Here is a 25,360-nt window from a genome sequence, read left to right on the forward strand (position 1 = left end):
CTACCCGACGAAGCTCGACATCTGGATGAGCGGCATGAGGATGGATATCGCGATGAACGCGACCGCGCCGCCCATGATGACGATCATGAGCGGCTCGAGCAGGCTCGTGAGCACCTGGACGCGGGTCTCCACGGCGGAGTCGTAGGCGTTGGCCACGTTCTCCAGCATCGCCTCCAGCTGCCCGCTCCTCTCGCCGATGGCGATCATGTGGGTGACGATCGGCGGGAACCGGCCGCTCCGCTTCAGCGGCTCGGCGATGCTCTGGCCCTCGCGGATCGACGCGATTGCGTCGACGATGACCTTCTCCAGGGCGGCGTTGCCGAGCACGCTCCGGACGATGTCCATCGCGCTGAGGAGCGCGACGCCCGACGACAGCAGGGTCGCGAGGGTCCGCGCGAAGCGCGCGATGGACAGCATCTGGATGAGCTTGCCGAAGATGGGCGCCCGCAGCACGAACGTGTCCCAAGAGAGGCGGCCCTTCGGCGTCCGCACCCAGCGGCGGAACCCGTACACCGCGCCCACGATCGCGAGCAGGACGAGCCACCAGTAGCTCGAGGCGAACGCCGACGTGCCGATGAGCGCCGCCGTGTACCAGGGCAGCGCCTGGTCCATGGAGGCGAAGATGCCTGTCACGTTCGGCACGACCGCGACCATGAGGACCGAGATGAGCCCGATGCCGATGAGCGCCATCAGCGCGGGGTAGGCGAGGGCGGCGGTCACCTTGCCGACGAGCTTCGCCTGGTTCTCCATGAAGGTGGTCAGGCGGGTCAGCACGCCCTCGAGCGTGCCGGACGCCTCGCCGGCGCGCACCATGCTCACGTAGAGCGGCGGGAAGACCGAGGGGTGCGCCTCGAGCGCCTTGGCGAAGCTCGTGCCTTCGCGCACCTGCTCGCGCACCTGCGTGAGCACCTTCTTCAGCGACTCCTTCTCGACCTGCTCGATGAGCGCGTTGAGCGACTCGAAGAGCGGGATGCCGGCGCCGATGAGCGTCGCGAGCTGGCGGGTCATCACGGCGATGTCCGACGTCGAGGGGCGGCCCGCGAAGGCGAAGATCTTGATATCGCGCTTCGCCTTCGCCTTCGCGGCCTGCTCCTCGGTCGCGCCGGTGAGCATGATGCCGTCCTTGCGCAGGGCGACCCGGAGGGCCTTCGCGTTCTCCGCGTCGCGGACCCCTTTGACCGGCTTTCCGGTGCCGACGAGGATGCCTTTGTATTCGAATACCGCCACGGCCTTCCCTACTCGTCGACGATGACGTCTTCCTGCGTCGCCGCGAGGACCTCCTCGACGGTGGTGATGCCCTTGAGCACCTTGCGCGCCCCGTCGTCCCGGAGCGTATCCATCCCCTGGGAGATGGCGACCCGCTTGATGGTCTGCGCGTCCGCGCTCTTCAGGATGTGCGGACCCACGGCGTCGTCGATGACCATCTGCTCGTAGATGCCCCGCCGGCCGATGAAGCCCTTCTGGTTGCAGGCGTCGCAGCCCCCGGGCTTGTAGAACACGGCCCGATCGATGTCCTGCCCGATGTAGTCGTATTTCTGTCCGTGCACGCTGTAGCGGGCCGAGACCTTCCGCCGCGCCTTCCAGGCGAGCCGGTCCTCGTCGAGGCCGAGCTGCTGCAGCTCGTAGTCGGAGGGCCGGTAGGGGACCTTGCACGCCGGGCAGAGCAGGCGCACGAGGCGCTGGGCGAGGATGCCGATCACGCTGCTCCGCACGAGGAAGGGCTCGATCTCCATCTCGACGAGGCGGGTCACCGCGCTGGCCGCGTCGTTCGTGTGGAGGGTCGAGAGCACCAGGTGGCCGGTGAGCGACGCGTGGATGGCGATCTCTGCGGTCTCCTTGTCGCGGATCTCGCCGACCATGATCACGTCCGGATCCTGGCGGAGGAACGCGCGGAGCGCCGAGGCGAAGGTGAGCCCGATCCCGGGGTGGACGTGGATCTGGTGGATGCCGCCGATCTCGTACTCGACCGGGTCCTCGGCCGTGAGGATGTTCCGGCTGGGCTCGTTGATCCGGTTGAGGCAGGCGTAGAGCGTGGTCGTCTTGCCGCTGCCGGTCGGGCCGGTGACGAGGATGATGCCGTCCGGCCGCTGGATGAGCGCGTCCATGATGGCGAACTCGCGCGGCGCGAAGCCGAGGTCGTCGAGCCCGAGCAGGACCGACGCCTTGTGCAGGATGCGCATCACGATCCGCTCGAAGCCGCGGCTCGTCGGCACGGTCGAGACGCGGATGTCGACGCTCTTGCCCGCGATCTTCAGCGTGATGCGGCCGTCCTGCGGGAGCCGCTTCTCGGCGATGTTGAGCGCCGCCATGATCTTCACGCGGGCGATGATCGGCGCCATGAACTGCTTCGAGGCGCGCTTCGCGACGTAGAGCTCGCCGTCGATCCGGTAGCGGACGACGACGTCGCGCTCCTCGGGCTCGATGTGGATGTCGCTCGCCCGCTCGCGGACCGCCTGCGCGAACAGGCCGTTGACCCAGGCGATGATCGGGGCGTCGTCGTCCGAGTCGATGATGTCGACGAGGTTGTCCTCCTCGAGCGCCGTGTCGCCCTCGAGCTTCGCGCCGCCGTCCTCCTTGCGCTCCCAGATGCGGTTGATCGCGTTCAGCACGACGTCGCTCGTGGCGACCGCGATCTCGACGGGCTTGCCGAACAGCGCCCGCACGTCGTCGATCGCCGTCGTGTCGAGGGGGTCGGCGACGGCGCAGTAGACGACCCCGTCGTGCTCGGCGAGCGGCAGGATCTTGTGCTGCTTGGCGTACGTGATCGGCACCCGGCTCGCGAGATCGAGCGGCACCGCGTCGATGTCGATGCGCGGGAGGAGGCCGACCTCGCACTCCTCCGCGAGCGCCTTGGCGATGCTCGCCTCGTCGGCGATGTTGGACGAGACGATGAGGTCCGCGAGCGGCTGACCGCGCTCGCGGACGGTGTCGTAGAGCGGCACCAGCCGCTCCGCGGGGACGACGCCCCGCCGGATCAGGATCTCGCCGAGGTACTGCTGCTGCTGCAGGCTCATTCCACGCGCTCCATCTGCCGTCCGCCCGGCGGCCGCCGCGTGGGCCGCGGCGGCGGGGCGCCGTTCGGCGGCGGCGGCAGCTGGGCCGGCTCGCCCTCCATGTCGACCATGCCGGGCTGCATATTCACCGCGCCGGTGGCCTTGCCGCCGAACGTCGGCAGGCCGACCGGGTCCACCGGCACGTGCTCGCGCGGCCCCTTCGGGCGCGCCTCCTCCTCGAGGCGCGCTCGCTCTTCCTCGGCCAGCATCGACTGGCGGATGTCCTCGAGGAGCCCGTTCGCGCGGCCGAAGTCGCGCGGCGGCTCCCACGCGGCGCTCTCGCTGAAGACGAAGTAACGGTCGATGAACTCCTGCCGCTCCTGCATCTTGCGCTCGAAGATGGTCCGGAGGTCGTCCTGGTCGCGGATCACGTAGGGCGTCAGCACGAGGAGGAGGTTCGTCTTCGTCTTCGTCTTGACCCGCTGCCGGAAGAGGAACCCGAGCACCGGGATGTCGCCCAGCACGGGGATCTTCGTCTCCGAGGTGGTCATGCCGTCGCGCATGAGGCCGCCGATCACGACGGTCTGCTGGTCCCGGACGACGAGCGTTGTGCTCGCGGTGCGCTTGTTGATGGGGATCGCGCCGAGCGCGCCCTCGAGGGGGGCGCCCGCGTCGGAGATCTCCTCGGAGAGCTCCAGCCGCACCTGATCCGAGTCGTTGACGTGAGGGACGACCTTGATCTTCGTGCCGACGTCCTGGCGCGCGGCGGCGCCGCCGCCGAGGCCGCCGAGGCCGCCGAGCAGGCCGCCGAGCGCGCCGAGCCCGCCCGCCGCGCCCGCGCCGCCCGCCAGGCTCGCGAGCTGGTTGAGCCCGCCGCCGCCCACGTTGGTCTGCAGCGGGATGTTCTGGCCGATCGAGATCTCGGCCGCCACGTTGTCGGTCGCGAGGATGTGCGGCGTCGCGAGGACGTTGGAGTCGCCGTCCTGGGCCAGCGCGTGGAGGACGACGCCGAACGCGGGGATCGAGATGCCCGTCCCGAGGATGTTGTTCGAGCCCGTGATCGCGGTCCCTTGACGCCCAGCGCGAGCGCGCCGAGCTGCGCCGGCAGGCCGATGACGGACTGGCGGATGTTGTTGCCGCCGTAGACGACGCTGTCGTCGGGGTTGAGGCCGTCGAACGGCGCGCCGGCGTGGTAGCCGATGCCGAAATCGAGCGAGCGGCTGACGTTCACGTCCATGATCACGGCCTCGATGAACACCTGCCGCCGGGGCTCGTCGAGCTGGTCGATCACGGTGCGCAGCTGGGCGTAGTCGTGGGGTGACGACGTGATGAGGAGCTTGTTGCTCGCCTCGTCGCAGGTGACCTTGACCTGCCCCTCGAAGATGTCGTCGGTCGAGCCCGGCACCGCCTGGGCGGCGCGCGCGCCCGGCCTGCCGCCGACGGCCGCTCCGCCCCCGCCCGCTCCGCCGCCGAGGATCTGGTTCAGCGTCGCCGACAGCTCCTTGCAGCCGGCGTGCTGGAGCGACAGCACGTGGACCTGCCCCTCGCCCGTCTGCGGCACGTCGAGGCGCTTCAGGATGCCGAGGACGCGCAGGTAGTCCGGCTCGGTCGCGGTGATGACGAGGGAGTTGGTCCTGTCGTCCGCGATGATGCGGGCGCCGGTGCCGCCGGCGCCGCCCCTGCCGGGCCTGCCGCCGCCCGCCCCGGCCCTGCTCGGGTCGACGATCTCGTTCAGCTTGGTCGCGACCTCCGCCGCGGAGCCGTAATGAACGGGCTGCACCCAGAGCTGATCGCCGGCGCCGCCGACGTCGATCTCCTCGACGATCCGGAGCATGCGCTGGATGTTCGACCCGGTGTCCGTGATGATGAGCAGGTTGCCGGGCGGGTAGACGGTGACGTCGCCGTCCTTCGATTTGAACTTGCTCAGGACGCCGCCCGCCTCGTTGGCGTCGATATGCGACAGCCGGTACATGCGGGTGACGAACCGGTCCTCCGCGGGCACGGGCGTGGCGGCCCCGAACACGGGCGTCGTCTCGGACACCGCGCCTGGCGTCTCCACGATCTTGAGGAAGCGGCCGTGGGGGATGACGGTGAGATCGTTCGAGGCGAGGATCGACAGGAACGCGCTGTACGCCTCGGCGACGGTCACCTTCTCCGGCGCGTACACCGTGGCCTTGATCTGCCGGAGCTTGCCGCCGTAGATGAAGCGGCGCCCGGTGATGTTGCTGATGGCCTTCACGAGCTCGGGGAGGTCGGCCTCGTCGAGGTTGAAGCTGACCTTGTAGCCGCCGGGCTTCGGCTTGAACTCGATCTCCTGGACCCCTTGCTTGACCGCGGCGAGCGGGTCGTCGCCGGCGTCGCCCGGAGCGCCTGCCGCGGGCGCGGCTGCGCCCGGCGCGCCGGCGGGTGGGGCGCCTCCGGCCGGCGCGGCCGGCGCGCCCGGCGCAGGCGCGGGGCGGGCGGGCGCCGGCGGGACCTGGCCGGGGGTCCGCAGCACGGGGGCGCCGCGGTTCGCGGGCTGCGCTGCGGCGGGCGGCGCCGCGGCGGCGAGCACGAGCGCCGCCACCGGCGCGGCGAGGAGCCTCCTCCGGAGGCAGCAGGATCGCTCGAGGGTCGTCATCACCATCAGTCGACTCGATATTCTCTGCGTTGGTTGGTAAGGGGAGGCGGCGCCGCTCAGTCAGCGTTCGGCGCGCTCTCGCGCGCGGCCGGCGAGGGGGGCCGCGGCCGCTTCGAGCGGGAGGTCTTGCCCAGGGCGGTCTTGGTCGCGCCGGCGGCGGCCTCGCTGTCGGCCTCCTCCGTCGTGTCCGCCGCGGACTCCTTGTCGTGGGACGTCTCGTGGGGCGGCAGGACGGCCCTGGCGACCGACACGAGGACGAGGCTCATGACCCCGACGAACGTGAGGGAGCCGAGGACGAACGTGCCGATCACCATCAGCGTCCGCCGGAGCAGGCTCCCCTCGTTCAGCGTCCCTATCCATCGCGCCATGCCGCTACCCTGCTTTCGTCCCTGGATTCAGTCCGGAGCGCTCACTTGATGTTGAAGTCGATGTTCATCGGCTTGCCCTTGCGGTTGATGCTCACCGTGAGCCGGTCCGCCGTCCGGAGCCGCGCGTAGGCCTCGAGGGCCTTCTGCGGATCGCTCATCTCAAACCCGTTGATGCTGGACAGCCGATCTCCGTTCTCCAGCCCGAGCGTCCCCAGCAGAGAGTCCGGGCGAATCCCGAAGAGACGGATGCCCACCACCTTGTCTCCCTCCTTCTCGGGGACGATGCGCGCGGAGCGCATCAGCTCGCCCTGGTTCTCCAGGATGTGGTCGACGGCGCTGCGCTCCACGTTGAACTCCGTCTCGCTCACGCGCTGGATCTTCGAGGCGATCTCCGGCGGGATCTTCTTGCCGGCGCGGGCGGGGGGCTTCGAGGCCGCGCCCGTCGACGTCGTCGGGGGCGCCGGCGCCGGCGCGGCGCTGGCGCGGGCGACGGCGCGGCTGCCAACGATGGCCTGGCACCGCGAGCTGCCGGACGTCAGCCAGACCCGATCCCACCCCACGTAGTAAACGGTCTGCCCGCTGATCTCATCCCCCTGCCGCCGCAAGATCGCCTTGCCGTCCGAGCCGGTCATGGCCGCGAACGACCACGCGGGATCGTCGGCCTGCGTGATGAGGAGGACGCGGGCGCCGTCGCAGGACGGGTCCGCGTACGGGTCCTTGTTGGGCAGCTCGTGCTGGACGGTCGGGAGCTCGACGGGCTTGCCGTCGAGCGGCCCCGTCACCGAGTCGAACGGGTTGCGCGAGAGGATCGCCGCGGCGCTCGTCGTGTGGTCCGTGCTGCTCGCGGTCGGCCCGAACGACGCCGGGCGCGTCGGATGGCTGGGCGGCGCCGGCGGGGCGTCGATCGCGACGCTGGAGACCACGAGCTGACCCATGCCCGACGCCTGGAAGTAGGCGGCGAGCGCGATCAGTGCGCCCAGCACCCAGGGGAAATACCGCTTCAGGATCGCGTCGATGCCCATGCGCCCATCCTCCTCTAGGCGAGTTTCATGCCAGCGGTCAATCGCCGGTGGTTTCCCGCGTCTTCACGAAATTTCGGAGGCTGTCCCGCCAAGGTGACGAACCCCAGGCGTGTCGGACGGCCTCCTTTGCCAAAGTGACAAATGGATTTTCGCGGGGGCCGGCGCGCAGGCGCGCGCGGTGTCCGCGGGACGGCGCGCGCGGCGTCACTCCAGCTCGCCGAGCTTTCGGTAGATGGTGCGCGTCGAGATGCCGAGCAACTGCGCGGCCACGGATTTGTCCCCGCGGGCGTGGCGGAGCGTCTCGCGGATGAGCCTGCGCTCCACCTCGTCGAGGGGCGTGCCGACCGAGAAGGTGAGCGAGCTCGGCTCGGCGGGGGCGGCCTCGCGGATGAAGTCGGGCAGGTCGTCGACCGAGAGCTGGTCGCCGCGGCAGAGGACCACGGCGCGCTCGATCACGTTCTCGAGCTCGCGCACGTTGCCCGGCCACGTGTAGTCGGTCAAGCGCGCGAGCACGTCGCGCGGCGCCTCCAGGCGGGGGCGGTTGTTCTTCGTGCAGTAGATGCCGAGGAAGTGGTCGACGAGGAGCGGGATGTCCTCGCGGCGGGTCCGGAGCGGGGGCGCCGTGATCGCGATCACGTTGAGCCGGTAGAACAGGTCCTCGCGGAAGCGGCCCGCGGCGACCTCGGCGCGGAGGTCCTTGTTGGTGGCCGCGACCAGGCGCACGTCGGCGCGCACCGTGTCGCCGCCGACGGGCTCGTACTCGCCCTCCTGCAGCACGCGGAGGAGCTTCACCTGCACGGCGGGCGAGAGCTCGCCGATCTCGTCGAGGAACAGCGTGCCGCCGGCCGCCTTGGCGAAGCGGCCGTCGCGCTTCGCGAGGGCGCCGGTGAACGCGCCGCGCTCGTGGCCGAAGAGCTCGGCCTCGAGGATGGTCTCCGGGATGGCCGCGCAGTTGACCGCGACGAACGGCCCCCGCGAGCGCGCGCTGCGCTCGTGGATGAAGCGCGCGAGCAGCTCCTTGCCGGTGCCGCTCTCGCCGAGCACGAGCACCGTGGCGCTCGAGGGCGCCGCCTGGGTCGCGATGTCGAGCACGCGGCGGAGCGTCGGGCTCGATCCGACGATCTCGCGCTTCGTGAGCAGCTTGATCTCCTGCCGGAGCGAGCGGTTCTCGGCGACGAGCGACTGGCGCTCTGCAGCCTTGCGCACGCTCTTGATGATCGTCATCCGCTTGAGCGGCTTCTCCACGAAGTCGTAGGCGCCCTCGCGCATGGCCTGGACCGCGGTCTCGACGGTCCCGTAGGCGGTCATCATCACGACCTCGGTGTCGGGCGCGAGCTGCTTCAGCGCGCGGAGCAGCTCCAGGCCGCTGACGCCCGGCATCATCAGGTCGGTCAGGACGACCTCGACGCGGCGGCTGCGCACGATCTCCAGCGCCGCCTTCGCGCTGTCCGCCGTGATGACGCGCATGCCGTCGCGCTGGAAGATCTTCTCGATGGAGGCGACGTTCGACGGCTCGTCATCGACCACGAGGACCGTCGGCGCGCCGGGCGGCGGCGCGGCGGGGCCAGCGGGCGGCGCGCTCGGGGGGACTTGTGCCAGATCGTCAGCCATGCGCCACTGTGTCACAGGCGTTGGCGGCATGTCCAGGAGAGCACGGGTCTGACAACGTCCGAGCCGGCGCCTGACAAACTGACACGCCGACCTGGTCCCCGCGCGCCGCCCGCGAAGATCGCGGGATCGGTCAGCGGATGAGCTTCGAGAGCTGCTTGAAGTCGTCCGTCCCGGCGATCTTGAGCCAGTCGAAGACGACGGTCTCCGCGGTGGTGATGGTGGCGCCTGCGGCGCGGCAGAGATCGAGGCCGGCGAGCCGGTGGTCGTCGCGGCGGGAGGCGACGCCGTCGAGCGGCACCTGGACGAGGACGCCGCGCGCCGCGAGGTCGCGCACGGTCTGGAAGACGCAGACGTGCGCCTCCACGCCGACGACGATGGCGGCGCGGGGCGCGCGCCCGGTCGACGTGCGCAAGGCGCGCTCGAACTCGGCGGAGCCGCAGGCGGAGAACTCCATCTTGGGGATGACGGGCGCGCCCGCCTGGGCCAGCCGCTCGGCGATGGGCGCGATGGTCGGGCCGAGGCCCGCGGGGTACTGCTCGGTGGCGATGATCGCCGCGCCGAGCCGCCGCGCCGCCTCGATCAGCACCGTGGCCGCGCGGGTCAGCGCGTCCATCTGGGGCGCCGGCATCGCGGCGGCGAGCTTCTCCTGGACGTCGATGACGATGACCGCGCTGTCTGCGGGCTCGATCCTTTGCATGGTGGCTACCTCGTGGCCCGGAAGCTCCTCAGGAACCGGAGCAGGTCGCTCCGCAGGTCGAAGCGGAGGAGCGCCTCGCCGATCAGCGCGCCGCCGTCGCCGACGAGGACGCCGGGCAGGACGGTCATCGACGTCATGAGATCGCCGGGGCGCACGGTCTTCCGGCCGGCGAACGCGCAGCGGCGGCCGTCGTTGGCGGTGAACTCGAAGGAGTAGGGCAGGGTCCCGGTGCGCGCGACGTCGAGGCCGAGCCGCCCGGAGAGGTAGCGGTGGTCGGCGAAGCCCTCGGCGTCGATCTCGCCCTCGATCTCGACCTCGGGCTTGCGCAGGAAGTCGAGGAGGCCGCGCGAGCGCGCGCGGATCGTGAACGACATGGGCCGCTCGTCGGACGGCGAGTCGACCAGGTGGAAGCTCCCGGCCATGGTCTCGCAGAACTCGAAGCCGCGCATCACGGCTCCGGCGGGGCGCCGCGCGGCGGCGCCGGCAGCGGCGGGGCGGCGGTCGCCTCCGTGTAGTCCTCGGGCGGGAGCACGAGCCGCTCGACCCGGCGGCCCGAGGCGAGGGCGTCGACGATCTCCGGGACGTCGGCGGGGGTCACGCGGCCGTAGAAGTAGCCGTCCGGCTCCACGGCGATGACGGGGCCTGCCCAGCAGACGTCGAGGCAGCTCGCGGAGCAGGCGCGCGCCTCGACCTTCGCGAGCCCCCGCTCGGCGAGCGCGGCCTTGAGCTGCACGTGGATCCCCTCGGCGCCGCGCTGAGCGCAGGAGCCCTTGGGAACGCCGTCCGGGCGGCGGTTGACGCAGACGAAGAGGTAGCGCTTTCGCTGGGGCACGAGGCGGATCCTCGTGCGTCGCGGCGGCCAGGTCAAGCTGGCGAGGGGGAGGGCGGGGTGCGTCGGGGGGCGCGTCGAGCTTCGGCAGGGGGGCGCGCCGGCGGCCGGACGGGCGCACAGATGCTGTGCGCGAGGCATTCTCAGGTCCTGTGGCGTACTGTACTCGCCTCGGAGTTTGTCGACGATCGTGGCGGTTCAGACTTCTTCGGAACCCCATTCGTCAAGGTTATCGAGGCTGCGGTTTGACAGGAGGCTACTGTGCCACATCCCGGGGGGGTTCATGGCCACAGATGACTACGGACTCATTCCAATGGTAGCAAACCACCTTGGTTTGAGCCCAGTTCCAGCGCAGTGGAGAGGGATCGATGCGGTCCTCCCGATCTTGGAGCGCATGCGCGGCGACGGGGCGATCATCCTGATAAAGCTTGATGGTGGTAGAGGTCTGTCCGATAACGACCCAACTACTGTCCTTGCTTCCGGTGGACCTCTCAAGGGCGATTTTGTTCGCGCGGACGTGTCATCGATTGAGCACGGTATCGCAGAGGTGGTCGTGGAGTATGCGAGAAGGTGTTGGGGGTTCGTTGAACCCTCGTAATCTGTTCGGGGGTTGAACGCCGGCAGGCTCCTCGCCTCAGGCCCCCGCTTCAGCGGCGCTGCGCGCGCGGTGCCGGCGCAGCGCCAGGTTCACGATCCCGATCGGCGCCACGACGAGCACCGCCGCGAACCCGAGGACGCCGACAACGAGCCCCGCGAGGCTCGCGAGCGCGAGCCGGAGCACGTCGAGCGCCGCAGGGCCGGAGCCGGACGAAGAGCGCTCATCGACGCGCATCTCCCTGCGCAGCGCGCCGACCTCTCGATCGAGCAGATCCTCGAACGGACGGCCATACAGGCTCTCGCTGCGGCGGCCGCGGAAGAACGCGCGGACCGTCCGGCGCGGGGCTGAGAGGAGCCCCGCGAAGAGGCCGCCCAGGTTGAGCTGCCAGGCCGCGACGAAGCCCTTGCAGCCGGCGCCGAGCTCCCACGCCGCGATCTCGAACTCGCCGGTCGCGTTCGTGTCGTAGCCCGTCAGCACGTGGTGAAGGTCGTGGTAACGCACGGCGCGCACGCGCGCCCGGGTGTTCGGAAACGGGACCGGGAGCGGACCGAGCTTGAAGTCGACCCACGCGTCGCCGTACCCGCCGTCCGCGCCGAAGCGGTTCACCTCGAAGTAGAGCGCCCGCGCCTCCCGCATCGTGAGGCCTTCGTCGTAATGCACAAGAGCCATGGCACCACCCTCGTTCGATGACTTCAGTCACTGACCATGGTCATTCATCGCGCTCGTTCTGTCAAGGAGATCGCCGCTTGACGGGGAGGCATCCTCGGCAACAGTGTTCCTCGTCGATGAGCAAGGTCATTACAAGCGCGACGAAACGCCGGAGGCGATCCGCCGCGCCGGCCGCGCCGGCCCCCGAGCGCGGCGGGCGCGCCCAGCAGAAGCTCGACACCCGCCGGCGGATCCGGGACGCCGCGTGGGCGCTCTTCACCGAGCTCGGGTACGACGACACGACGACCAAGGCGGTGGCGGAGCGCGCGGAGGTCGCGACGGGGACGGTGTTCGTGCACGCGCGCGACAAGGCCGACCTGCTCATGATGGTGATGCACGACCGGCTCGCGGCCGCGGTCGACGCGGCGTTCGAGGCGCTGCCGCGCAAAGAGCCCCTGCTCCCTCAGCTCATCCACGTGTTCCAGCGGCTGTTCGCGATGTACGGCGAGCAGCCGCTCGTCTCGCAGGCGTTCGTGAAGGCCTTCCCCGGCGCGTCGGGTCCGAACGGAGAGCGGCTGAACGCGCTCACGTTCGCGTTCCTGCACCGCATCGCGAGCCTGGTGCGCGACGCGCAGGCGCGCGGCGAGGTCGCGGGCGACATCGACCCGCTCGCCGCGGCGCACAACATCTTCGCCCTCTACTTCGCGGCGCTCCTGTCCTGGCTCAGCGGCTTCGTGACGCTCGCGGCGGCGCTGGATCCCGTGCTGAAGAGCTCGCTCGCCCTCCAGTTCCGAGGGCTCCGCGCGTGAGGCGCCGCCGGCGCTCCAACGTCGGCGCGCGTCAGCGCGCGCCCTGCCGGGGATCGCCGGCGCGGAGCGCGGCGAGCACCTCGGCGTGGGTGCGCGGGTCGCCGGCGGCCACCACGTCACCGGCGCTCGCGGCGTCGAGCGGGCGCCCTTCCCAGTCCGTCATGACCCCTCCGGCGCCGGTGATCACCGGGACGAGCGCCGCGAAATCGTGGAGCTTGAGGCCATACTCGACGACCACGTCGATGCTGCCGCTCGCCACGAGGCCATACTGGTAGCAATCCCCGCCGTAGCTCACGAGCTTGGCCCGGGACGCGACCTCCCCGAAGGCGCGGGTCTTCGCCGGCGGGAAGTACTGCGGGCCCGTGGTGGAGAGGCGCGCGAGCGGCAGCCCCGCGCACGCGCGGACGCGCGCCGGCTCGCCGTTCCAGAGCGTCTGCCGGCCCAGGACGCCGAGCCAGCGATCGCCGAGGACGGGCTGGTCGATGACGCCGAGCACCGGCCGCCCCCGGTGCAGCAGGGCGATGAGCGTGCCGAAGAGCGGCTTGCCCGTGATGAACGCCTTCGTCCCGTCGATGGGATCGAGCACCCACACGAGCTCCGCTGCCTCGTTCTGGCGGCCGAGCTCCTCTCCCACGATCCCGTGTCCCGGCGCGCGCGCGGCGAGCAGCTCGCGTATCGCCGCCTCGGCCTCGCGGTCGGCGATCGTGACAGGGCTCGCGTCCGCCTTGTCGTCGGCCTCGATGCCCTTGCGAAAGTAGCGCCGGATCACGGCGCCGCTGGCGTCCGCGAGCCGCTCTGCCAGCTCGACCAGGTCCTGGGAAGGGGTCATCGTCTCCTCCGTGGGCCCTCGAGGCGAGCCTCACCGCGCGATCCCCTACGCGCGCCGCCCGCTCACGGCAACCACCTCGCCCCTCAGCGCCGCGGAGCGAGCTCCGCATCAGGCCGCGTCAGGCCGCGTCGCCGCTGCCGCGCTCGACGACAGGCGCGCTCGGAGATACGCGCCCAGCGCGTCCGTGCCCCGCGCGCCCTCCGGGTGGAAGTCGGCCAGCACCGGCCCGTTGTGGGGCATGTCCCGCAGCACGTCGAGCGTGACGTCGACGCCCGCCTCGCGGGCGCGCCGCGCGAGCTCCTGGCCCTCGTCGTGGAGGCGCTCGGCGTCGCCGACCTGGATGAACAGCGAGGCCAGCCCCTCCAGACGCGCGTGGAGCGGTGACAGCCGGGGATCGTCCAGCGGGGTCGCGCCCGCGAAATCGCGCGCCTGGCGCAGGAGACCCTCCCGGGTGCCGTAATCGGTCGAGTCGTTCGCGATCGCCGAGGCGCTGCTCGCGGTGAGGTCGAGCCAGGGAGAGATGAGCGCGGCGCAGCGCGCCTGCGCGCCGCGGTCGCGCTGCGCGAGCTGCGTGACGAGCGCGAGGTTGCCGCCGGCGGAGTCGCCGGCGAGCGCGAGCTCCCCCGGCGCATGGCCGCGCTCGACCAGCGCGTCAAAGGCGGCGAGCGCGTCCTCGAGCTGCGCTGGATAGCGGTGCTCCGGCGCGAGCCGGTAGTCGATGCCCACGACGCGGGCGCCGCTCGCCAGCGCCAGCCGCGCCATGAGGTCCGCGTGGGTCCTCGTGGAGCCGAACAGGTACGAGCCGCCGTGGAGGTAGAGGACGACGCCACGCGACGCCGCGCCAGGAGGCTCGAACCAGACCGCGGGGACGCCCTTCAAGGTGTCGTCCGTGCGCTTCACGCGCCGGACGGCCTTCTGGGAGTACGGGCGCGCGTCGAGCTCGGCCCTGACGTCCGGGTAGGGCCGGTCGAGCACGTAGGCGAAATCGCGGCGGAGAAAGCGGACCACCCACTCGAAGCCGAAGCCCCAGCTCGGGCGCGCGGGCCCCCGGCGGGCGCGTTCCGTCGTGGTCTCCACGAAGGCGAGGCCGAACATCTTCATCAGCCGAAGCATCATGGCGGGCATCGTAGCGGACGACCCCCGCGATCGCGGCGGCCTCTGCCCACGCCGGTCCGAGCGCTGCGCCGTCGCCCCTCTCGGCGAGGCGCGCGCCAGCGTTTGGGGCGCGCGTCAGCGCCTGCGGCGCGCGTCAGCGCTTCTTCCGCGGATCGCCCCGGAGGATCGGGTACGCCATCAGCAGGCTGAACCAGACCACCAGGAACTTCGGGTCGGTCAGCGTCTCGAAGGGGATCTCGAAGCGCTCGTTCGCGGTCGCGGCGGCCTCCGCCTTGCGCTGCTGCGCCTGCGCCACCGCGGGGCTCACGACCTCGATCCGCCTCTCGCCGCTCACCGCGCCCGTGCCGCCGGTCGTGGGCATCTTCGGCAGCAGGGTCCCCTCGGCGATCGCCCTCTCCTCGGGCGTCCGCTCCACCTTGAGATCCGGGTCGATGAGCACCGCCGCCGGCTCGAGCCCCTCGGGGTGCTCGCCGCCGGGCCGCTCCGCGGTCGCGATCCGCGCGTCCTCTTTCTCCGGTCGATCCACCGGGACGAAGCGCGGCGTGACCTCGCCCGGCTTGCGATCGCGGAGCTCGATGGTCACCTGCGTCGGGATGTACAGGCGCCGCACCTCCTCGATCGGGACCACCGTGTCCTTGGCGGAGGCAGGCGGCCCGCCCGCGAGCTCGGGCACCTTCGCGCGCGCCGCGTCGATCGCCGCCTGCTCCGCGGCCATCGCGGCCTTGCAGCTCGGAACGGACGGATCGAAGTCGAGGCCGACGGCGCTGGCGCCCCCCTTCCTCCGCTCCTGGGGCGGCGTGCACTCCTCGTAGATGCGCTCCGCGACCTCGTCATCCTCCCGGTGCAGGAGCGCGAGCGGGAGCTCCTTGCGATCGTCGATGCCGTTCGCGACCTCCGGCCGTGCCACGAACCGATACCGCACGCGGAGCGCGAGGGTGCGGTGCCCCGCGGCGTCGACGACGGTCACGGCCTCCTTGGCGAAGTTGTCCGTGGTCGCTCCCTGGACCTCGCGCCGGCTCACCATCACCCGGGACTTCCGCAGCCCCGTGAACACCGTGCGCGTCTGCGCCCGCACGCGCTCTAGGATCTTGAAATCGCTCGTCTCGGTCGGGACGTAGACATAGCCGTCGAACTGGAGCACAGCGGGCGGACGCTTCAGGAGGTCCTGCTCGGCCGTCTTGCCCCGATCGCCGCACCCCGCGAGCACCAGCACCCCGGCCAGCACGCCGATCGCCGGGAGAACACGGTGTACTGCACGGAGAAGTGCTACCACGACAGATCTCTCCGACCGCGAGGGTGTAACGCTGGTGAATCTAGCTCCGGCGACCTGATGAAGAAACCCTTACCCACCGGAAAAGCCGGGCAAGGATGCGGGGCTCGCGCACAGCGACCTGAACGTGACGACCCGGCGCGCAGATCCCGACCTCGACGCCGCGTCGGCCCGCGGCCCGGGGAGCCCCTCACCCGGCCGGGGGGGCCCGGAGGCGGCCGCGGAGCGCGCTCGGAGCGAGGCGACACACCGCGGCGCGTTTTGGGGGCGCTCCGCGGCGCCCCGCGGCGCGCCGGGGGATTGCCCTTTCGAAAATCGGATCCATTTGGTCGCCGACATGAACACGGAAAGCCCGAACCCCGAAACCAGCGGTTCCACGCCCTCTGCCGAGCCTTCGGGTGCGGCTCCGGGCCCGGAGACGCCCGCGTCGACCCCGTCCGAGGAGGCCAAGGCCGCCGGCGCGGTCGAGCTTCCCTTCCAGGCCGAGGTGCAGCAGGTCCTCGCGCTGGTCATCAACTCGCTCTACGCAAACCAGGAGGTCTTCCTCCGCGAGCTCATCTCGAACGCGTCGGACGCGCTCGACAAGGCCCGCTTCCTGGCCCTCACGCGCGAAGGGGTCGCTGAACAGGCCGGCGAGCCCGCGATCCTCATCACGCTCGACGACGCCGCCCGGACCCTCACCATCGAGGACAACGGCATCGGCATGACCCGGGACGAGGTGGTGCAGAACCTCGGCACCATCGCCCGCTCGGGGTCGCTGGAGTTCCTGAAGGCCAACGCTGAGGCCGCCAAGCAGAAGAAGGACGGCGGCAAGCTCCAGCTCATCGGCCAGTTCGGCGTCGGCTTCTACGCCGCGTTCATGGTCGCCTCGCGCGTCGACGTGCAGACCCGCTCGATGCTGCCGGGCGCGGAGCCCGTCCTGTGGCGCTCGTCCGGCGCGGGCTCGTTCACCGTGGCCTCCGGCGATCGCGAGCACCCCGGCACGAAGATCGTCCTCCACCTCAAGGAGGACGCGCGCGAGTACACGAAGGTGTGGCGGATCAAGGAGATCATCCGCAAGTACTCGGATTTCGTTCATTTCCCCATCAAGGTGAACGACGAGGTCGCGAACCGCTCGGCCGCGCTCTGGACGCTGCCCAAGTCGCAGATCACCGAGGAGCAGCACGCGGAGTTCTTCCGGCACGTGACCGGCGGCTACGAGGGGGAGAATCCGCTGCTCACCGTGCACCTGTCGATCGACGCGCCCGTGCAGTTCCACGCCCTGCTCTACGTGCCCGAGAAGGCGCCGGCGGACATGTTCCACAAGGACCGCCGGGGCGTGCGCCTCTACGCGAAGCGGGTCCTCATCGTCGAGGACTGCGACAAGCTGACGCCGATGTACCTGCGCTTCCTGCGCGGCGTCGTCGACTCCGAGGACCTCTCGCTCAACGTCTCGCGCGAGATGCTCCAGGAGAACCGCACGCTCTCCCAGATCGAGCAGCAGATCGTCAAGCAGGTGCTCAAGTCGCTCAAGGACCTCTCCGAGTCGGACCCCGAGCGCTATGCGGCCTTCTGGAAGGAGTTCGGCCGGGTCATCAAGGAGGGGGCCACAAGCGACTGGAAGAACAAGGACGCGATCGCCGAGCTGTGCCGGTTCGAGTCGATGAACACGGAGGCCGGCAAGCTCATCTCGCTCCGCGACTACGTCGCGAAGATGCCGGAGGCGCAGAAGGAGATCTATTACGTGACGGGGCTCGGCCGCCACGCGGTCGAGCAGAGCCCGCACCTCGAGGCGTTCCGGAAGCGCGGCTACGACGTGCTGTTCCTCGTGGATCCGGTCGACGAGTGGTTCGTGAAGGCGCTGAACGAGTTCGACAAGCGCCGCCTCAAGAGCGTGATGCACGGCGACGTCGATCTCGGCGCCGAGCCGGAGAAGAAGGACGAGCCGGAGGAGTCGGTGGACGCGGCCGTGGCGGCGGTCAAGGCGGCGCTGGGCGACCGGGTGAAGGACGTGCGCGTCTCGCGGCGCCTGACGGACAGCGCGAGCTGCCTCGTCGCCGCCGAGGGGGATCCAGGGGCGAACCTCGAGCGGATCATGAAGCTCATCGACCAGAACGCCGAGGAGTCCAAGCGGATCCTGGAGCTCAACCCGGGTCACCCTGTGGTGAAGAACCTCAACATCCTGGCGGGGCGCGAGCCCGGCTCGGAGCGGGTGAAGCAGTGGTCCGAGCTCCTCCTCGACCAGGCCCTCCTCGTCGAGGGCGTGGTGCAGGAGCCGGCGAAGCTCGTCCGGCGCATCCAGGATCTGCTCGCGCAGGTGAGCAGCGCGGCCGTCAGCCAAAGCTGAGCAGCGGATGCCCGCCGCTCTGCGGCGTTTCGGTTTCTTGGCCGGGGTCGAGCGTCGGTGATAGGCGCGGGACGAGGTCGCCAGATGTCCCGATTCGCACCACCGGCGCTCGGCCGCCGGGCCTTCCTTCGAGCGCTCGGCGCGGCGGGCGGCGCCCTGGCCGCGCCGGGGCTCTTTGCGCCGGCGCTCGCCAGCGCTGCCTCCAGGGTGAGGGCCGTCGAGGCGTCGGAGATCGGCGTGACGCTCAAGATCGAGCTGTCGAACGCGCCATTTCCCTGCGACGGGGCTCCTTACCAGGACGCCACGGCGATGGTCTTCGTGCCGGCCCATTACCGCGCGCCGGAGAGCGATGAGCTCGACCTCGTGATCCACTTCCACGGCCACGTCACGACCGCGGAGCGGGCCATCGCGGCGCACAAGCTCCGCGAGCAGCTCCACGAGAGCAAGCAGAACGCGGTGCTCGTGGTGCCGCAGTGCGCTGTGAACGCGGCGGAGTCGCCCCCGGGCAAGCTGGGGCAGAAGGGCGGCCTCCGGCGGCTGTGCGGCGAGCTCGCGTCGGTGCTCGCGACCCCCTCGGCGCGGCGGGCGCTCGGCGATCGCGCCATCCCGCGGCAGGCGAGGCTCGGGACGCTCTGCCTGTCGGCGCACTCGGGCGGATACCGCGTCGCGGCCGCGTGCCTGCGCCACGGCGGCTGCGAGGTGAACGAGGTGTACCTGTTCGACGCGCTGTACGGCGAGGTCGACGCGTTCCGCGACTGGGTGCTCGAGCGGAAGGGCCGATCGGGGCGGGACAGGCACAAGCTCATCAGCCACTTCGTCGCGGGCGACGTGCGGCGGCTCAACCTCGAGCTCGCGCGCGCGCTCGAGACCCAGGGCGTCGCCTGCCTTCACGAGCGGCGCCCGGGCGAGCTCACGCGCAAGCAGCTCCTGGACGGCCGCGCCATCTTCATCCAGGTCCCGCTCGCGCACAGCGCGGTGACCTTCGAGCAGAACGCGTTCCGCGACTGCCTGTTCGCGTCAGGCCTCCGCCGGCAGCTCCGATCCAGCTGGTTCGAGAAGAAGGACGAGCCGCGCCGGATCGACGTGCGGCGCGGGTCCTGACGTCGTCCCCCCGCGCGGCGCCGCGTGGGGGAACGCCGGCCGGCCGTGGCGGCGCGCGTCAGTGCCGGAGCGAGACGTCGGCCAGCGCGAGGCGCGCGTCGTTGATGTACGCGCTGTCCGGGAAGCGGCGGATGAACGACCGCAAGGTCGTCTTCGCGTCGTTCCAGGCCTGGATGTCGAGGAGGCACTCGGCGAGGAGGAAGGTCGCGTCATCCATGACCTCCCGATCGGGCGACGCCTCGGAGAGCGTCATGAGCAGCGGAATCGCGTCGCGCTGCCGGTTGAGCCTGCGGTAGGCGCGCGCCAGGTTGAGGCGGGCCGACGGGGTGTGCGACGCCGTCTCCTTCTGCCGGATGGCGTCCTCGAAGGCGACCGCGGCCTCGTGCCAGCGGCCCGTCCGCATGTGATCGAGGCCCGTCTGGTACGATTTGATCGAGAGCTCCGAGCGCGCCTTGTCGACCGAGTCCGAGAAGAACGCGAGCTCGGCCCGGGTGAGCGGCGCCTTGCGCAGCGCCTCGAAGCCCTCGATCACCTCCTGTCGCCGCTCGGCACGGATGAGCTCGTAGAACGCCGCTGCGTCGCTCTCGGCCTTGGCGCGCGCGTCGCTCCGCTGCTGCATCTCCTTGAGATCGGCCTCGTGCTTCGCGATGCGGTCGCGCGCGCCCTTGGTCTCGGCCTGGACGGCGTCCACGCGTGCGTCCCAGGCGAGCTTGACCACGCCGATCACCACGATCACGAAGAGCAGGTTCGCGCTCGCGCTGTTCCAGAAGGCGCGCCGCTCGTACGCCATCTGGCGCTTGGAGATGCTCTTCAGATCCGCTGCGAGGGCGTTCGTGAGGTTGTTCGTCTTGATGATGAGCCCACGGGATTCCACGATCTCACGCTTGATCTCCCTGAGCTCGTCGTCGAAGTCGTGCATTTTCAGGTCCTGAAACCGTGCCCTGTGCAGGAGGCTGTGCTCGTGCTAAGGGGGCCGCGAACGCGGACCCCCGACCCGTGGAAGGGGCCGCGAACGCGGACCCCCGAGCCGCGCCAGGGTGCCGCGGACGCGGATCCCCGGCCTCGCCGACAGGCCGCCCTTACGCTACCAGGAAGCTCTCCCCATGGACACAAGCGACATCCGAAAAGGCCTCAAGTTTATGGTCGACGGCCAGCCCTACTCGGTCATCGACTTCCAGTTCGTCAAGCCGGGAAAGGGGCAGGCGTTCACCCGCGTCAAGATCCGGAACATGGCGACGGGCGCGGTGCTCGAGCGCACGTACAAATCGGGCGAGAAGCTGGAGCCGGCGGACGTGGAGGAGCGCAGCCTCCAGTACATCTATCCGGAAGGCACCGACTTCGTGTTCATGGACCCGTCGACCGGCGAGCAGCTCACGGTCCCCGGCGACAAGATCGGCGATGACTCCAAGTGGCTGAGCGACGGGATGTCGATCGACGTGACCCTGTTCAACGGGCTGCCGATCGGCGTCAGCATGCCCCCGCACGTGGTGCTCCAGATCGTGAGCAGCGAGCCGGGCGTCAAGGGCGACACGGCGAGCGGCGCCACCAAGCCCGCCACGGTGTCGACCGGCGCGACCGTCAACGTCCCGCTCTTCGTGAAGGAGGGCGAGTGGATCAAGATCGACACGGCCGACGGCAAGTACCTGGAGCGCGTCAACAAGTGAGCCCCGGCTGACCTCCGGGGTCCGAGGGACGACGGAGGTCACTTCGCTTCGAAGATCACCGCGGCCGCGCCGGCGACGCACGCGACGCGGGCTCCGCCGTTGGCCGGCGCGCACGCCGTCGCCTGCGCGAGGTCGCCGCCCGTCCAGAGGCGCGCGGCGCCGCCCGCGGTCGCCACGAGGAGCCCGCCGGCGGCCGGGACCGCCAGCGTGGCGCCGTCCGGCGACCGCGCCGCGCCCTGAGGCGCGGGCGTGGTGAGCGGGAACGACAGCGCGGACGAGGCCGGCGCGGCGGCCCGCAGGTCGATCGAGATCAGCGCTGCGCCGAGGGCGATGTCGAAGCCGCGCTCCGACGCGGCCAGCGGAACGAAGGGCAGGCGCTCGGTCCCGGCGCAGCGCTCGGGCAGAGCCGCGCCGGGCCGGGCGCGAGGCCCCTGGCCGCGGAGCAGCGGGAGCGGGACCTCCATCTCGCCGACGGCATCGGGCGAGCTGCGGAACAGCCCGAGCAAGGTGGGCGCGTCGCAGCGCCGCTCGACGGCGACGAGCTCCGCGGGGCCGGCGTGGACGGCGGCAGGCCAGGGAGGGATGTCCGTCGCGGACTCGGTCGACGTGGCGGGGTCGACGCGGACGACGCCCTGCGCGGTGCGGACCAGCAGGGCGCCGCTCGCCTCGAACGCGAGCGGGCCGAAGGTGCCGGTCCTTGTCGGCTGCGGGGCAGCGGCGGTGCGGTACACGGCGGCGGCGGTCGCCGGCGGCGCGAGCTTCGCGAGGAGCTTGCCGTCCTCCTTGGTGCGCGCCTCGGCGCCGCCGCGGTCGAGCGCCGCGATGGCCGCGATCGGCGCGCCCCGCGTGGACGCCGCGACCGCCTCGGCGTGGTCGATGGCGGCCGCGAGCCCCGGCTCGCCGCAGCGCACAGGGCCGGCGCCCGTCCAGACGAGGGCCTCGCCGGCGCGCGCGGCGTCGCGGCCGGCGGTCGCTCCGGCGCCGCTGGCAGCGTCGACGCAGAGGGCGGCGTGGAGCCGGCGCAGCCGCTGGGCGGAGGCGGCCACGGCCGGCGCGGTCGACTTGGAGCGCGCGTCCCGGAGCAGGGAGGCAGCGAGGGCGCGCAGCGCCTCGCCGGGCTGGGCCGCGTCGCGCGAGAGGCCGGCGGGGCGATCCAGGAAGACGAGCGGGGCGCGGACCTCGGACGCGGCGCGCGCCGGGGCAGGGAAGGGGCGCAGGGCGCCTTCGATTCCGACCGAGACGATGAGGTCGTCGCGGCCGTCTGCGTCGCGGTCGGCGACCTCGAGGGAGGCGGAGAGCGCTTCCTCCGCGGGCGGCGCGCGGAGGCGGAGCTCCAGGGCGAGCTCCGGCGGCGCGCCCGCGCCCGCGGCGGGCCCGGGGAGTCGGATCACGGCGATCCAGCGCGTGGCGCCCGCGCCCGCGGCGCCGCGGTGAGCGCCGCCGCACTGCGGGGCGAAATCGAAGGCGAGCGCGGAGGGGCCGATCTGGCTGAGGCCGACGCGCGGGGTGCACCCCTGCGCGTCGAGATCGCCGGGGAGCGCGGCGAGCGTGCGCAGCGCCTGCGGCCGCGCGGCGGGCGCGAGCAGGAGCTCGCCGCGCAGGCCGTCGGGCGACCGGGCCCAGGCGACGAGATCGCGCGCGCCGTCCCCGTCGACGTCGAGGAGGAGCCCGGTCTCGAACGTGCGCCCGGTCGGCGCCGCGGCCACGGCGCCGCCCTCGAGGGGCCATTGCTTGCCGCCTTCCGGCGCCGGGACGCTCGGCACCACCGCGAACCGAGGCGCGGCGGCGTCCGGAGCGCCGGCGTCGGCCTCGGGGCCGGCGCTCGCCGCGCCAGGGCCGACGCCGCTCAGCGGGGGAGGCGAGCCGGAGGGCGTCGCCGAGCCGAGCGTGTAAGGCGTGTAGGGCCTGGAGCTCGGGCAGCCATCGCAGCCGGCGGCGGCGAGGAGCGGGAGCAGGGCGCGGAGGAGCTTCGAGCAGGATCGATCGGGCATCGCGGGCGGACCCGCCGGTGCACCAGTGTGCGGCGGGCGGCGCAGGCGTAGCACGGGCGGCGGGCGGGCGTCGTGGAGCCGGCGCGCCGCATCCAACCGCCCGCGCGCCGGATGGCGCGGGTGCGCCTTTCGGAGTAGCTTGATCGAGGGTCGATGAGCGGGCCGAAGCCTCCCAGGGCCGTCGAAGGCGAAGATTATTACCTCGAGGGAGGCCGGGTAGTTTTTACAGAGGCGTATCACCTGAAACGGGGATACTGCTGTAACTCCAAGTGCCGCCACTGCCCTTACCGGGAGAAGGCGCCGGCAGACGCGATCTCCGTCGTGCTGCCTCGGCTGAAGCTCCCCTGACGCCGGCGCAGCGGTCGAGCATCCGCGGCGGCTCTCGGCGAGCGGCGCCATGCAACGTGCCGCTGTGACGGTATCGCAGAAGCTGCTGCGCACGCGCGCCGACGTTTCGCGGGGACCCGTGGGCGGCAATCCGTCTGCGGTTGATGACGCGCGGAGAGCCCCGGCGCACCATGAATGTCGGTTGATCCGGATTGCGTGAAGCGTCTAGGATTTCGCGCCCACATTCGCGCAGGAGCTCCTATGCGTCGCAGTCTTCGCCCTCTGCTCTGCTCTCTCTTGCTCTCCGTGCCGATCGGCTGCGACGCCACGTCGACGAACAGGCCGCCGTCCGGCGACAAGCCGGCGGAGCTGCCGGCCGCGGACACGGATGGCGATGGGATCAGCGACGCGGTTGAAGGGCGCGCCGATGCGGTCGACACGGATCGCGACGGCCAGCCCGATTTCGAGGACACCGACTCCGACAACGATGGGTTGTCCGACAAGCTCGAGGGCGCTCCTTTCCCAGGGGAAGCGAAGCCGCGTGACAGCGACGGCGATGGGGTGCCTGATGTTCGGGACGAGGACTCCGACAACAACGGTCTGCCCGATGAGGAGGACGGCGACGGCGACCGCGACGGCGATGGAACCGCCGATTATGCGGATCCCGACGATGACGGCGACGGCCTCTTGGATGTGGTCGAGCTCGGCTCGGACCCGCTCGATCCGGTGAACATCGACGGCGACAGGTGGCCTGATTTCCGCGACAGGGACTCCGACGACGACGGTATCCTGGATCGGTTCGAGCGTGAGTTCGACGTCGACGGCGACAGGATACCGGCGTTCCGGGATCTCGACTCGGACGGGGACTGCCGGCCCGATTCGGTCGAGCGAGGCGACGGCGCGCCCGAGCAGCCGCCCATCGACAGCGACATGGACGGCGGGGGCGATTTCCTCGATCTGGACAGCGACAACGACGGCCTGCTCGACGAGCTCGAGGACGTCGACTGCGACGGCGTGCTCGACCCGGGCGAGTCCAGCACCGCGCGCGAGGACACGGACGATGACGGCGTGAGCGACCTCATCGAGCAGGCCGCGGGCACGAACCCGAACGACGATCTGGACAACCCGCGGGCGAACGGGGACTTCGTGTTCATTGTGCCTTATCAGGGCGACCCGGATCCGGCGCAGGACACGCTGGATTTCTCGACCAACATCTCGCAGGCCGACGTGGTGTTCGCGATGGACACCACCGCGACCATGGGCGGCCAGATCAACAATCTGAAGGGCGCGCTCCAGGAGATGATCAATCAGCTCGCCGAGGAGATCCCGAACATCGGCATCGGGGTGACGCAGTACAAGGACTTCCCGATCAACTCCTATGGGGGCCCCAACGATCAGCCGTTCTACCTGGAGCACCGGGTGATGAGCGTCCGCACGCCGGCAGGGCGCGAGTCCGTGCAGGACGCGGTGGACGACCTCAAGGCCGAGGCCGGCGGCGATATCCCGGAGAGCGGCTGGGAGGCTCTCTATCAGATCGCGACCGGGGCGGGCACGAACGAGGGCGGCGCCCACGTGCCCATGTTCAATCCGCTGAACGCTCCCCCGGGCATGATCCCGGCGGGCGAGGCGGTCGGGACCATCGGTGGCGTGGGATTCCGCTTCGGCTCGCTGCCCATCGTGGTGATGATCACCGACACCCCGAGCCACAACGGGACGTTCGTACAGAACAACTACTCCACGGCCAAGGTGGTGTCGCCGACCTATTCGCAGGCGCTGCGGGCGGTGACCGGCGTGGGAGGCCGCGTCATCGGCATGGTGGCCGCCAGCTCGGCTCAGGCGCAAGCCGATGCGGAAGCCGACCTGACGGCCGGCGCGGTGGCGACGGGCTCGGTGGTCCCGCCGGCGGCGTGGGGACCGGAGGGCGTGCGCCCGCCGCGGTGCGCGGTGGGACAGTGCTGCATCGGCGAGAACGGGAGCGGGGTGACGATGGAGAACGGCAAGTGCCCGCTCGTGTTCCGGGTCGCCAGCAGCGGCGCCGGGCTGAACCTGGCCGTCGTGCAGGCGATCAAGGTGCTCACGACCTATGTCACGCTCGACATCTCGGCGGCGGCGGTGGCGGACGAGACCGACGCGGTCGACGCCGCGAGCGCGTTCATCGACAAGATCATCGCGAACAACGACGCTCCCGAGCCCTGCACCGCCGGCCTCAGGGTCATCGACAAGAACGTCGATGGCGTCGCGGACACCTATACCAACGTGTTCCCCGGGCCCACGGTCTGCTTCGACGTGATTCCGAAGACCAACGTCTCGGTGCCTCCGACGACCGAGCCGCAGGTGTTCACGGCGAACATCGTCGTCACCGGGGACGGCGTGACAACGCTCAGCACCCGCAAGGTCTTCTTCCTCGTCCCGCCGGAGATCCCGGTGCCCCCCATCGATTGATGAGCGACCGGCGCTCGGTTCATCTCTGAACCGGCGCTCCTCGCCGTTCCGGCCCCTCCTCGCCGTCCCCGCGCCCGGAGAGCGGCCCGGGGGAACCCT

General features: G+C 71.1%; 21 protein-coding genes and 1 pseudogene. 6 read left to right on the forward strand and 16 right to left on the reverse strand.

What is annotated here, in order from left to right:
- From gspF to POL72_RS19420, 11 genes and pseudogenes are all read right to left on the reverse strand, one after another.
- A complete protein-coding gene (gene gspF, locus POL72_RS19370; RefSeq protein WP_272096924.1) occupies positions 1-1,227 on the reverse strand; it encodes a type II secretion system inner membrane protein GspF in 1,227 nt (408 codons plus the stop codon).
- Positions 1,228-1,235: 8 nt separating this feature from the next.
- Positions 1,236-3,014 (reverse strand): type II secretion system ATPase GspE, encoded by a 1,779-nt coding sequence (gene gspE, locus POL72_RS19375; protein ID WP_272096925.1) that lies wholly within the window; start codon positions 3,012-3,014, stop codon positions 1,236-1,238.
- Positions 3,011-4,351 carry a secretin GspD/PilQ domain-containing protein gene (locus POL72_RS19380; RefSeq protein WP_307730610.1) on the reverse strand — a complete coding sequence of 447 codons (1,341 nt, stop codon included), beginning with the start codon at positions 4,349-4,351 and terminating at the stop codon, positions 3,011-3,013. The genes gspE and POL72_RS19380 overlap by 4 nt, the downstream gene beginning before the upstream one ends.
- Positions 4,285-5,619, reverse strand: a pseudogene (locus POL72_RS50975) (secretin N-terminal domain-containing protein); the annotation flags it as partial. The gene POL72_RS19380 and the pseudogene POL72_RS50975, both read right to left, overlap by 67 nt.
- Positions 5,620-5,669: 50 nt before the next feature.
- Positions 5,670-5,981 carry a hypothetical protein gene (locus tag POL72_RS19390; protein ID WP_272096926.1) on the reverse strand — a complete coding sequence of 104 codons (312 nt, stop codon included), beginning with the start codon at positions 5,979-5,981 and terminating at the stop codon, positions 5,670-5,672.
- A gap of 41 nt (positions 5,982-6,022) precedes the next feature.
- Positions 6,023-7,003, reverse strand: coding sequence for a type II secretion system protein GspC (gene gspC, locus POL72_RS19395; protein WP_272096927.1), 981 nt, complete (start codon positions 7,001-7,003; stop codon positions 6,023-6,025).
- 204 nt (positions 7,004-7,207) lie between these two features.
- Positions 7,208-8,614 carry a sigma-54-dependent transcriptional regulator gene (locus POL72_RS19400; RefSeq protein WP_272096928.1) on the reverse strand — a complete coding sequence of 469 codons (1,407 nt, stop codon included), beginning with the start codon at positions 8,612-8,614 and terminating at the stop codon, positions 7,208-7,210.
- 130 nt (positions 8,615-8,744) lie between these two features.
- Positions 8,745-9,311, reverse strand: a complete 567-nt coding sequence (locus POL72_RS19405) for an isochorismatase family protein (RefSeq protein WP_272096929.1) — start codon at positions 9,309-9,311, stop codon at positions 8,745-8,747.
- Positions 9,312-9,316: 5 nt separating this feature from the next.
- Complete coding sequence (locus tag POL72_RS19410; protein ID WP_272096930.1) at positions 9,317-9,760, reverse strand: hypothetical protein; 444 nt, start codon at positions 9,758-9,760, stop codon at positions 9,317-9,319.
- Positions 9,760-10,143 carry a (2Fe-2S) ferredoxin domain-containing protein gene (locus POL72_RS19415; protein ID WP_272096931.1) on the reverse strand — a complete coding sequence of 128 codons (384 nt, stop codon included), beginning with the start codon at positions 10,141-10,143 and terminating at the stop codon, positions 9,760-9,762. Before POL72_RS19415 ends, POL72_RS19410 begins: the two co-directional genes overlap by 1 nt.
- Before the next feature lie 631 nt (positions 10,144-10,774).
- Positions 10,775-11,407: a hypothetical protein gene (locus POL72_RS19420; RefSeq protein WP_272096932.1), complete on the reverse strand. Its 633-nt coding sequence runs from the start codon at positions 11,405-11,407 to the stop codon at positions 10,775-10,777.
- A gap of 116 nt (positions 11,408-11,523) precedes the next feature.
- Here POL72_RS19420 and POL72_RS19425 point away from each other — a divergent pair, with 116 nt between their 5' ends.
- A complete protein-coding gene (locus POL72_RS19425) occupies positions 11,524-12,195 on the forward strand; it encodes a TetR/AcrR family transcriptional regulator (RefSeq protein WP_272096933.1) in 672 nt (223 codons plus the stop codon).
- 31 nt (positions 12,196-12,226) lie between these two features.
- On the opposite strand, the gene hisN is transcribed toward POL72_RS19425, so the two are convergent.
- The 3 genes from hisN to POL72_RS19440 form a co-directional block, all read right to left on the reverse strand.
- Complete coding sequence (gene hisN, locus POL72_RS19430; protein ID WP_272096934.1) at positions 12,227-13,024, reverse strand: histidinol-phosphatase; 798 nt, start codon at positions 13,022-13,024, stop codon at positions 12,227-12,229.
- A gap of 108 nt (positions 13,025-13,132) precedes the next feature.
- Positions 13,133-14,140, reverse strand: a complete 1,008-nt coding sequence (locus tag POL72_RS19435; RefSeq protein ID WP_272096935.1) for an alpha/beta hydrolase — start codon at positions 14,138-14,140, stop codon at positions 13,133-13,135.
- A gap of 133 nt (positions 14,141-14,273) precedes the next feature.
- Positions 14,274-15,413, reverse strand: a complete 1,140-nt coding sequence (locus tag POL72_RS19440; protein WP_272096936.1) for a hypothetical protein — start codon at positions 15,411-15,413, stop codon at positions 14,274-14,276.
- A gap of 334 nt (positions 15,414-15,747) precedes the next feature.
- Between POL72_RS19440 and htpG the strand changes: the two genes are divergently transcribed.
- Both htpG and POL72_RS19450 read left to right on the forward strand, forming a co-directional pair.
- Positions 15,748-17,736 carry a molecular chaperone HtpG gene (htpG, locus tag POL72_RS19445; RefSeq protein WP_272096937.1) on the forward strand — a complete coding sequence of 663 codons (1,989 nt, stop codon included), beginning with the start codon at positions 15,748-15,750 and terminating at the stop codon, positions 17,734-17,736.
- 84 nt (positions 17,737-17,820) lie between these two features.
- Positions 17,821-18,837 carry a hypothetical protein gene (locus POL72_RS19450; protein WP_272096938.1) on the forward strand — a complete coding sequence of 339 codons (1,017 nt, stop codon included), beginning with the start codon at positions 17,821-17,823 and terminating at the stop codon, positions 18,835-18,837.
- A gap of 58 nt (positions 18,838-18,895) precedes the next feature.
- Here POL72_RS19450 and POL72_RS19455 read toward each other — a convergent pair whose 3' ends face one another.
- Positions 18,896-19,756 carry a tetratricopeptide repeat protein gene (locus POL72_RS19455; RefSeq protein ID WP_272096939.1) on the reverse strand — a complete coding sequence of 287 codons (861 nt, stop codon included), beginning with the start codon at positions 19,754-19,756 and terminating at the stop codon, positions 18,896-18,898.
- A gap of 184 nt (positions 19,757-19,940) precedes the next feature.
- Here POL72_RS19455 and efp point away from each other — a divergent pair, with 184 nt between their 5' ends.
- The gene (gene efp / locus POL72_RS19460) at positions 19,941-20,501 is read left to right on the forward strand and encodes an elongation factor P (protein ID WP_272096940.1); all 561 of its coding nucleotides are present in this window, start codon (positions 19,941-19,943) and stop codon (positions 20,499-20,501) included.
- A gap of 38 nt (positions 20,502-20,539) precedes the next feature.
- Here efp and POL72_RS19465 read toward each other — a convergent pair whose 3' ends face one another.
- A complete protein-coding gene (locus tag POL72_RS19465) occupies positions 20,540-22,492 on the reverse strand; it encodes a hypothetical protein (RefSeq protein ID WP_272096941.1) in 1,953 nt (650 codons plus the stop codon).
- A 153-nt stretch (positions 22,493-22,645) separates the two neighbouring features.
- Between POL72_RS19465 and POL72_RS19470 the strand changes: the two genes are divergently transcribed.
- Positions 22,646-22,840 carry a C1orf53 family protein gene (locus POL72_RS19470; RefSeq protein WP_272096942.1) on the forward strand — a complete coding sequence of 65 codons (195 nt, stop codon included), beginning with the start codon at positions 22,646-22,648 and terminating at the stop codon, positions 22,838-22,840.
- A 240-nt stretch (positions 22,841-23,080) separates the two neighbouring features.
- Positions 23,081-25,261, forward strand: a complete 2,181-nt coding sequence (locus POL72_RS19475; protein WP_272096943.1) for a vWA domain-containing protein — start codon at positions 23,081-23,083, stop codon at positions 25,259-25,261.
- The last annotated feature ends 99 nt before the right edge of the window (positions 25,262-25,360 follow it).

Origin of the sequence: Sorangium aterium (assembly GCF_028368935.1) — a bacterium.
Lineage (GTDB): Bacteria > Myxococcota_A > Polyangia > Polyangiales > Polyangiaceae > Sorangium > Sorangium atrum.

Excerpts from the sequence above, each read along its gene's own strand:
- gspE (WP_272096925.1), bottom strand. The coding sequence starts at position 3,014 with ATGAGCCTGCAGCAGCAGCAGTACCTCGGCGAGATCCTGATCCGGCGG.
- POL72_RS19390 (WP_272096926.1), bottom strand. The coding sequence starts at position 5,981 with ATGGCGCGATGGATAGGGACGCTGAACGAGGGGAGCCTGCTCCGGCGG.
- gspC (WP_272096927.1), bottom strand. The coding sequence starts at position 7,003 with ATGGGCATCGACGCGATCCTGAAGCGGTATTTCCCCTGGGTGCTGGGC.
- POL72_RS19400 (WP_272096928.1), bottom strand. The coding sequence starts at position 8,614 with ATGGCTGACGATCTGGCACAAGTCCCCCCGAGCGCGCCGCCCGCTGGC.
- POL72_RS19405 (WP_272096929.1), bottom strand. The coding sequence starts at position 9,311 with ATGCAAAGGATCGAGCCCGCAGACAGCGCGGTCATCGTCATCGACGTC.
- POL72_RS19410 (WP_272096930.1), bottom strand. The coding sequence starts at position 9,760 with ATGCGCGGCTTCGAGTTCTGCGAGACCATGGCCGGGAGCTTCCACCTG.
- POL72_RS19420 (WP_272096932.1), bottom strand. The coding sequence starts at position 11,407 with ATGGCTCTTGTGCATTACGACGAAGGCCTCACGATGCGGGAGGCGCGG.
- POL72_RS19425 (WP_272096933.1), top strand. The coding sequence starts at position 11,524 with ATGAGCAAGGTCATTACAAGCGCGACGAAACGCCGGAGGCGATCCGCC.
- hisN (WP_272096934.1), bottom strand. The coding sequence starts at position 13,024 with ATGACCCCTTCCCAGGACCTGGTCGAGCTGGCAGAGCGGCTCGCGGAC.
- POL72_RS19435 (WP_272096935.1), bottom strand. The coding sequence starts at position 14,140 with ATGATGCTTCGGCTGATGAAGATGTTCGGCCTCGCCTTCGTGGAGACC.
- htpG (WP_272096937.1), top strand. The coding sequence starts at position 15,748 with ATGAACACGGAAAGCCCGAACCCCGAAACCAGCGGTTCCACGCCCTCT.
- POL72_RS19450 (WP_272096938.1), top strand. The coding sequence starts at position 17,821 with ATGTCCCGATTCGCACCACCGGCGCTCGGCCGCCGGGCCTTCCTTCGA.
- POL72_RS19455 (WP_272096939.1), bottom strand. The coding sequence starts at position 19,756 with ATGCACGACTTCGACGACGAGCTCAGGGAGATCAAGCGTGAGATCGTG.
- efp (WP_272096940.1), top strand. The coding sequence starts at position 19,941 with ATGGACACAAGCGACATCCGAAAAGGCCTCAAGTTTATGGTCGACGGC.
- POL72_RS19465 (WP_272096941.1), bottom strand. The coding sequence starts at position 22,492 with ATGCCCGATCGATCCTGCTCGAAGCTCCTCCGCGCCCTGCTCCCGCTC.
- POL72_RS19470 (WP_272096942.1), top strand. The coding sequence starts at position 22,646 with ATGAGCGGGCCGAAGCCTCCCAGGGCCGTCGAAGGCGAAGATTATTAC.
- POL72_RS19475 (WP_272096943.1), top strand. The coding sequence starts at position 23,081 with ATGCGTCGCAGTCTTCGCCCTCTGCTCTGCTCTCTCTTGCTCTCCGTG.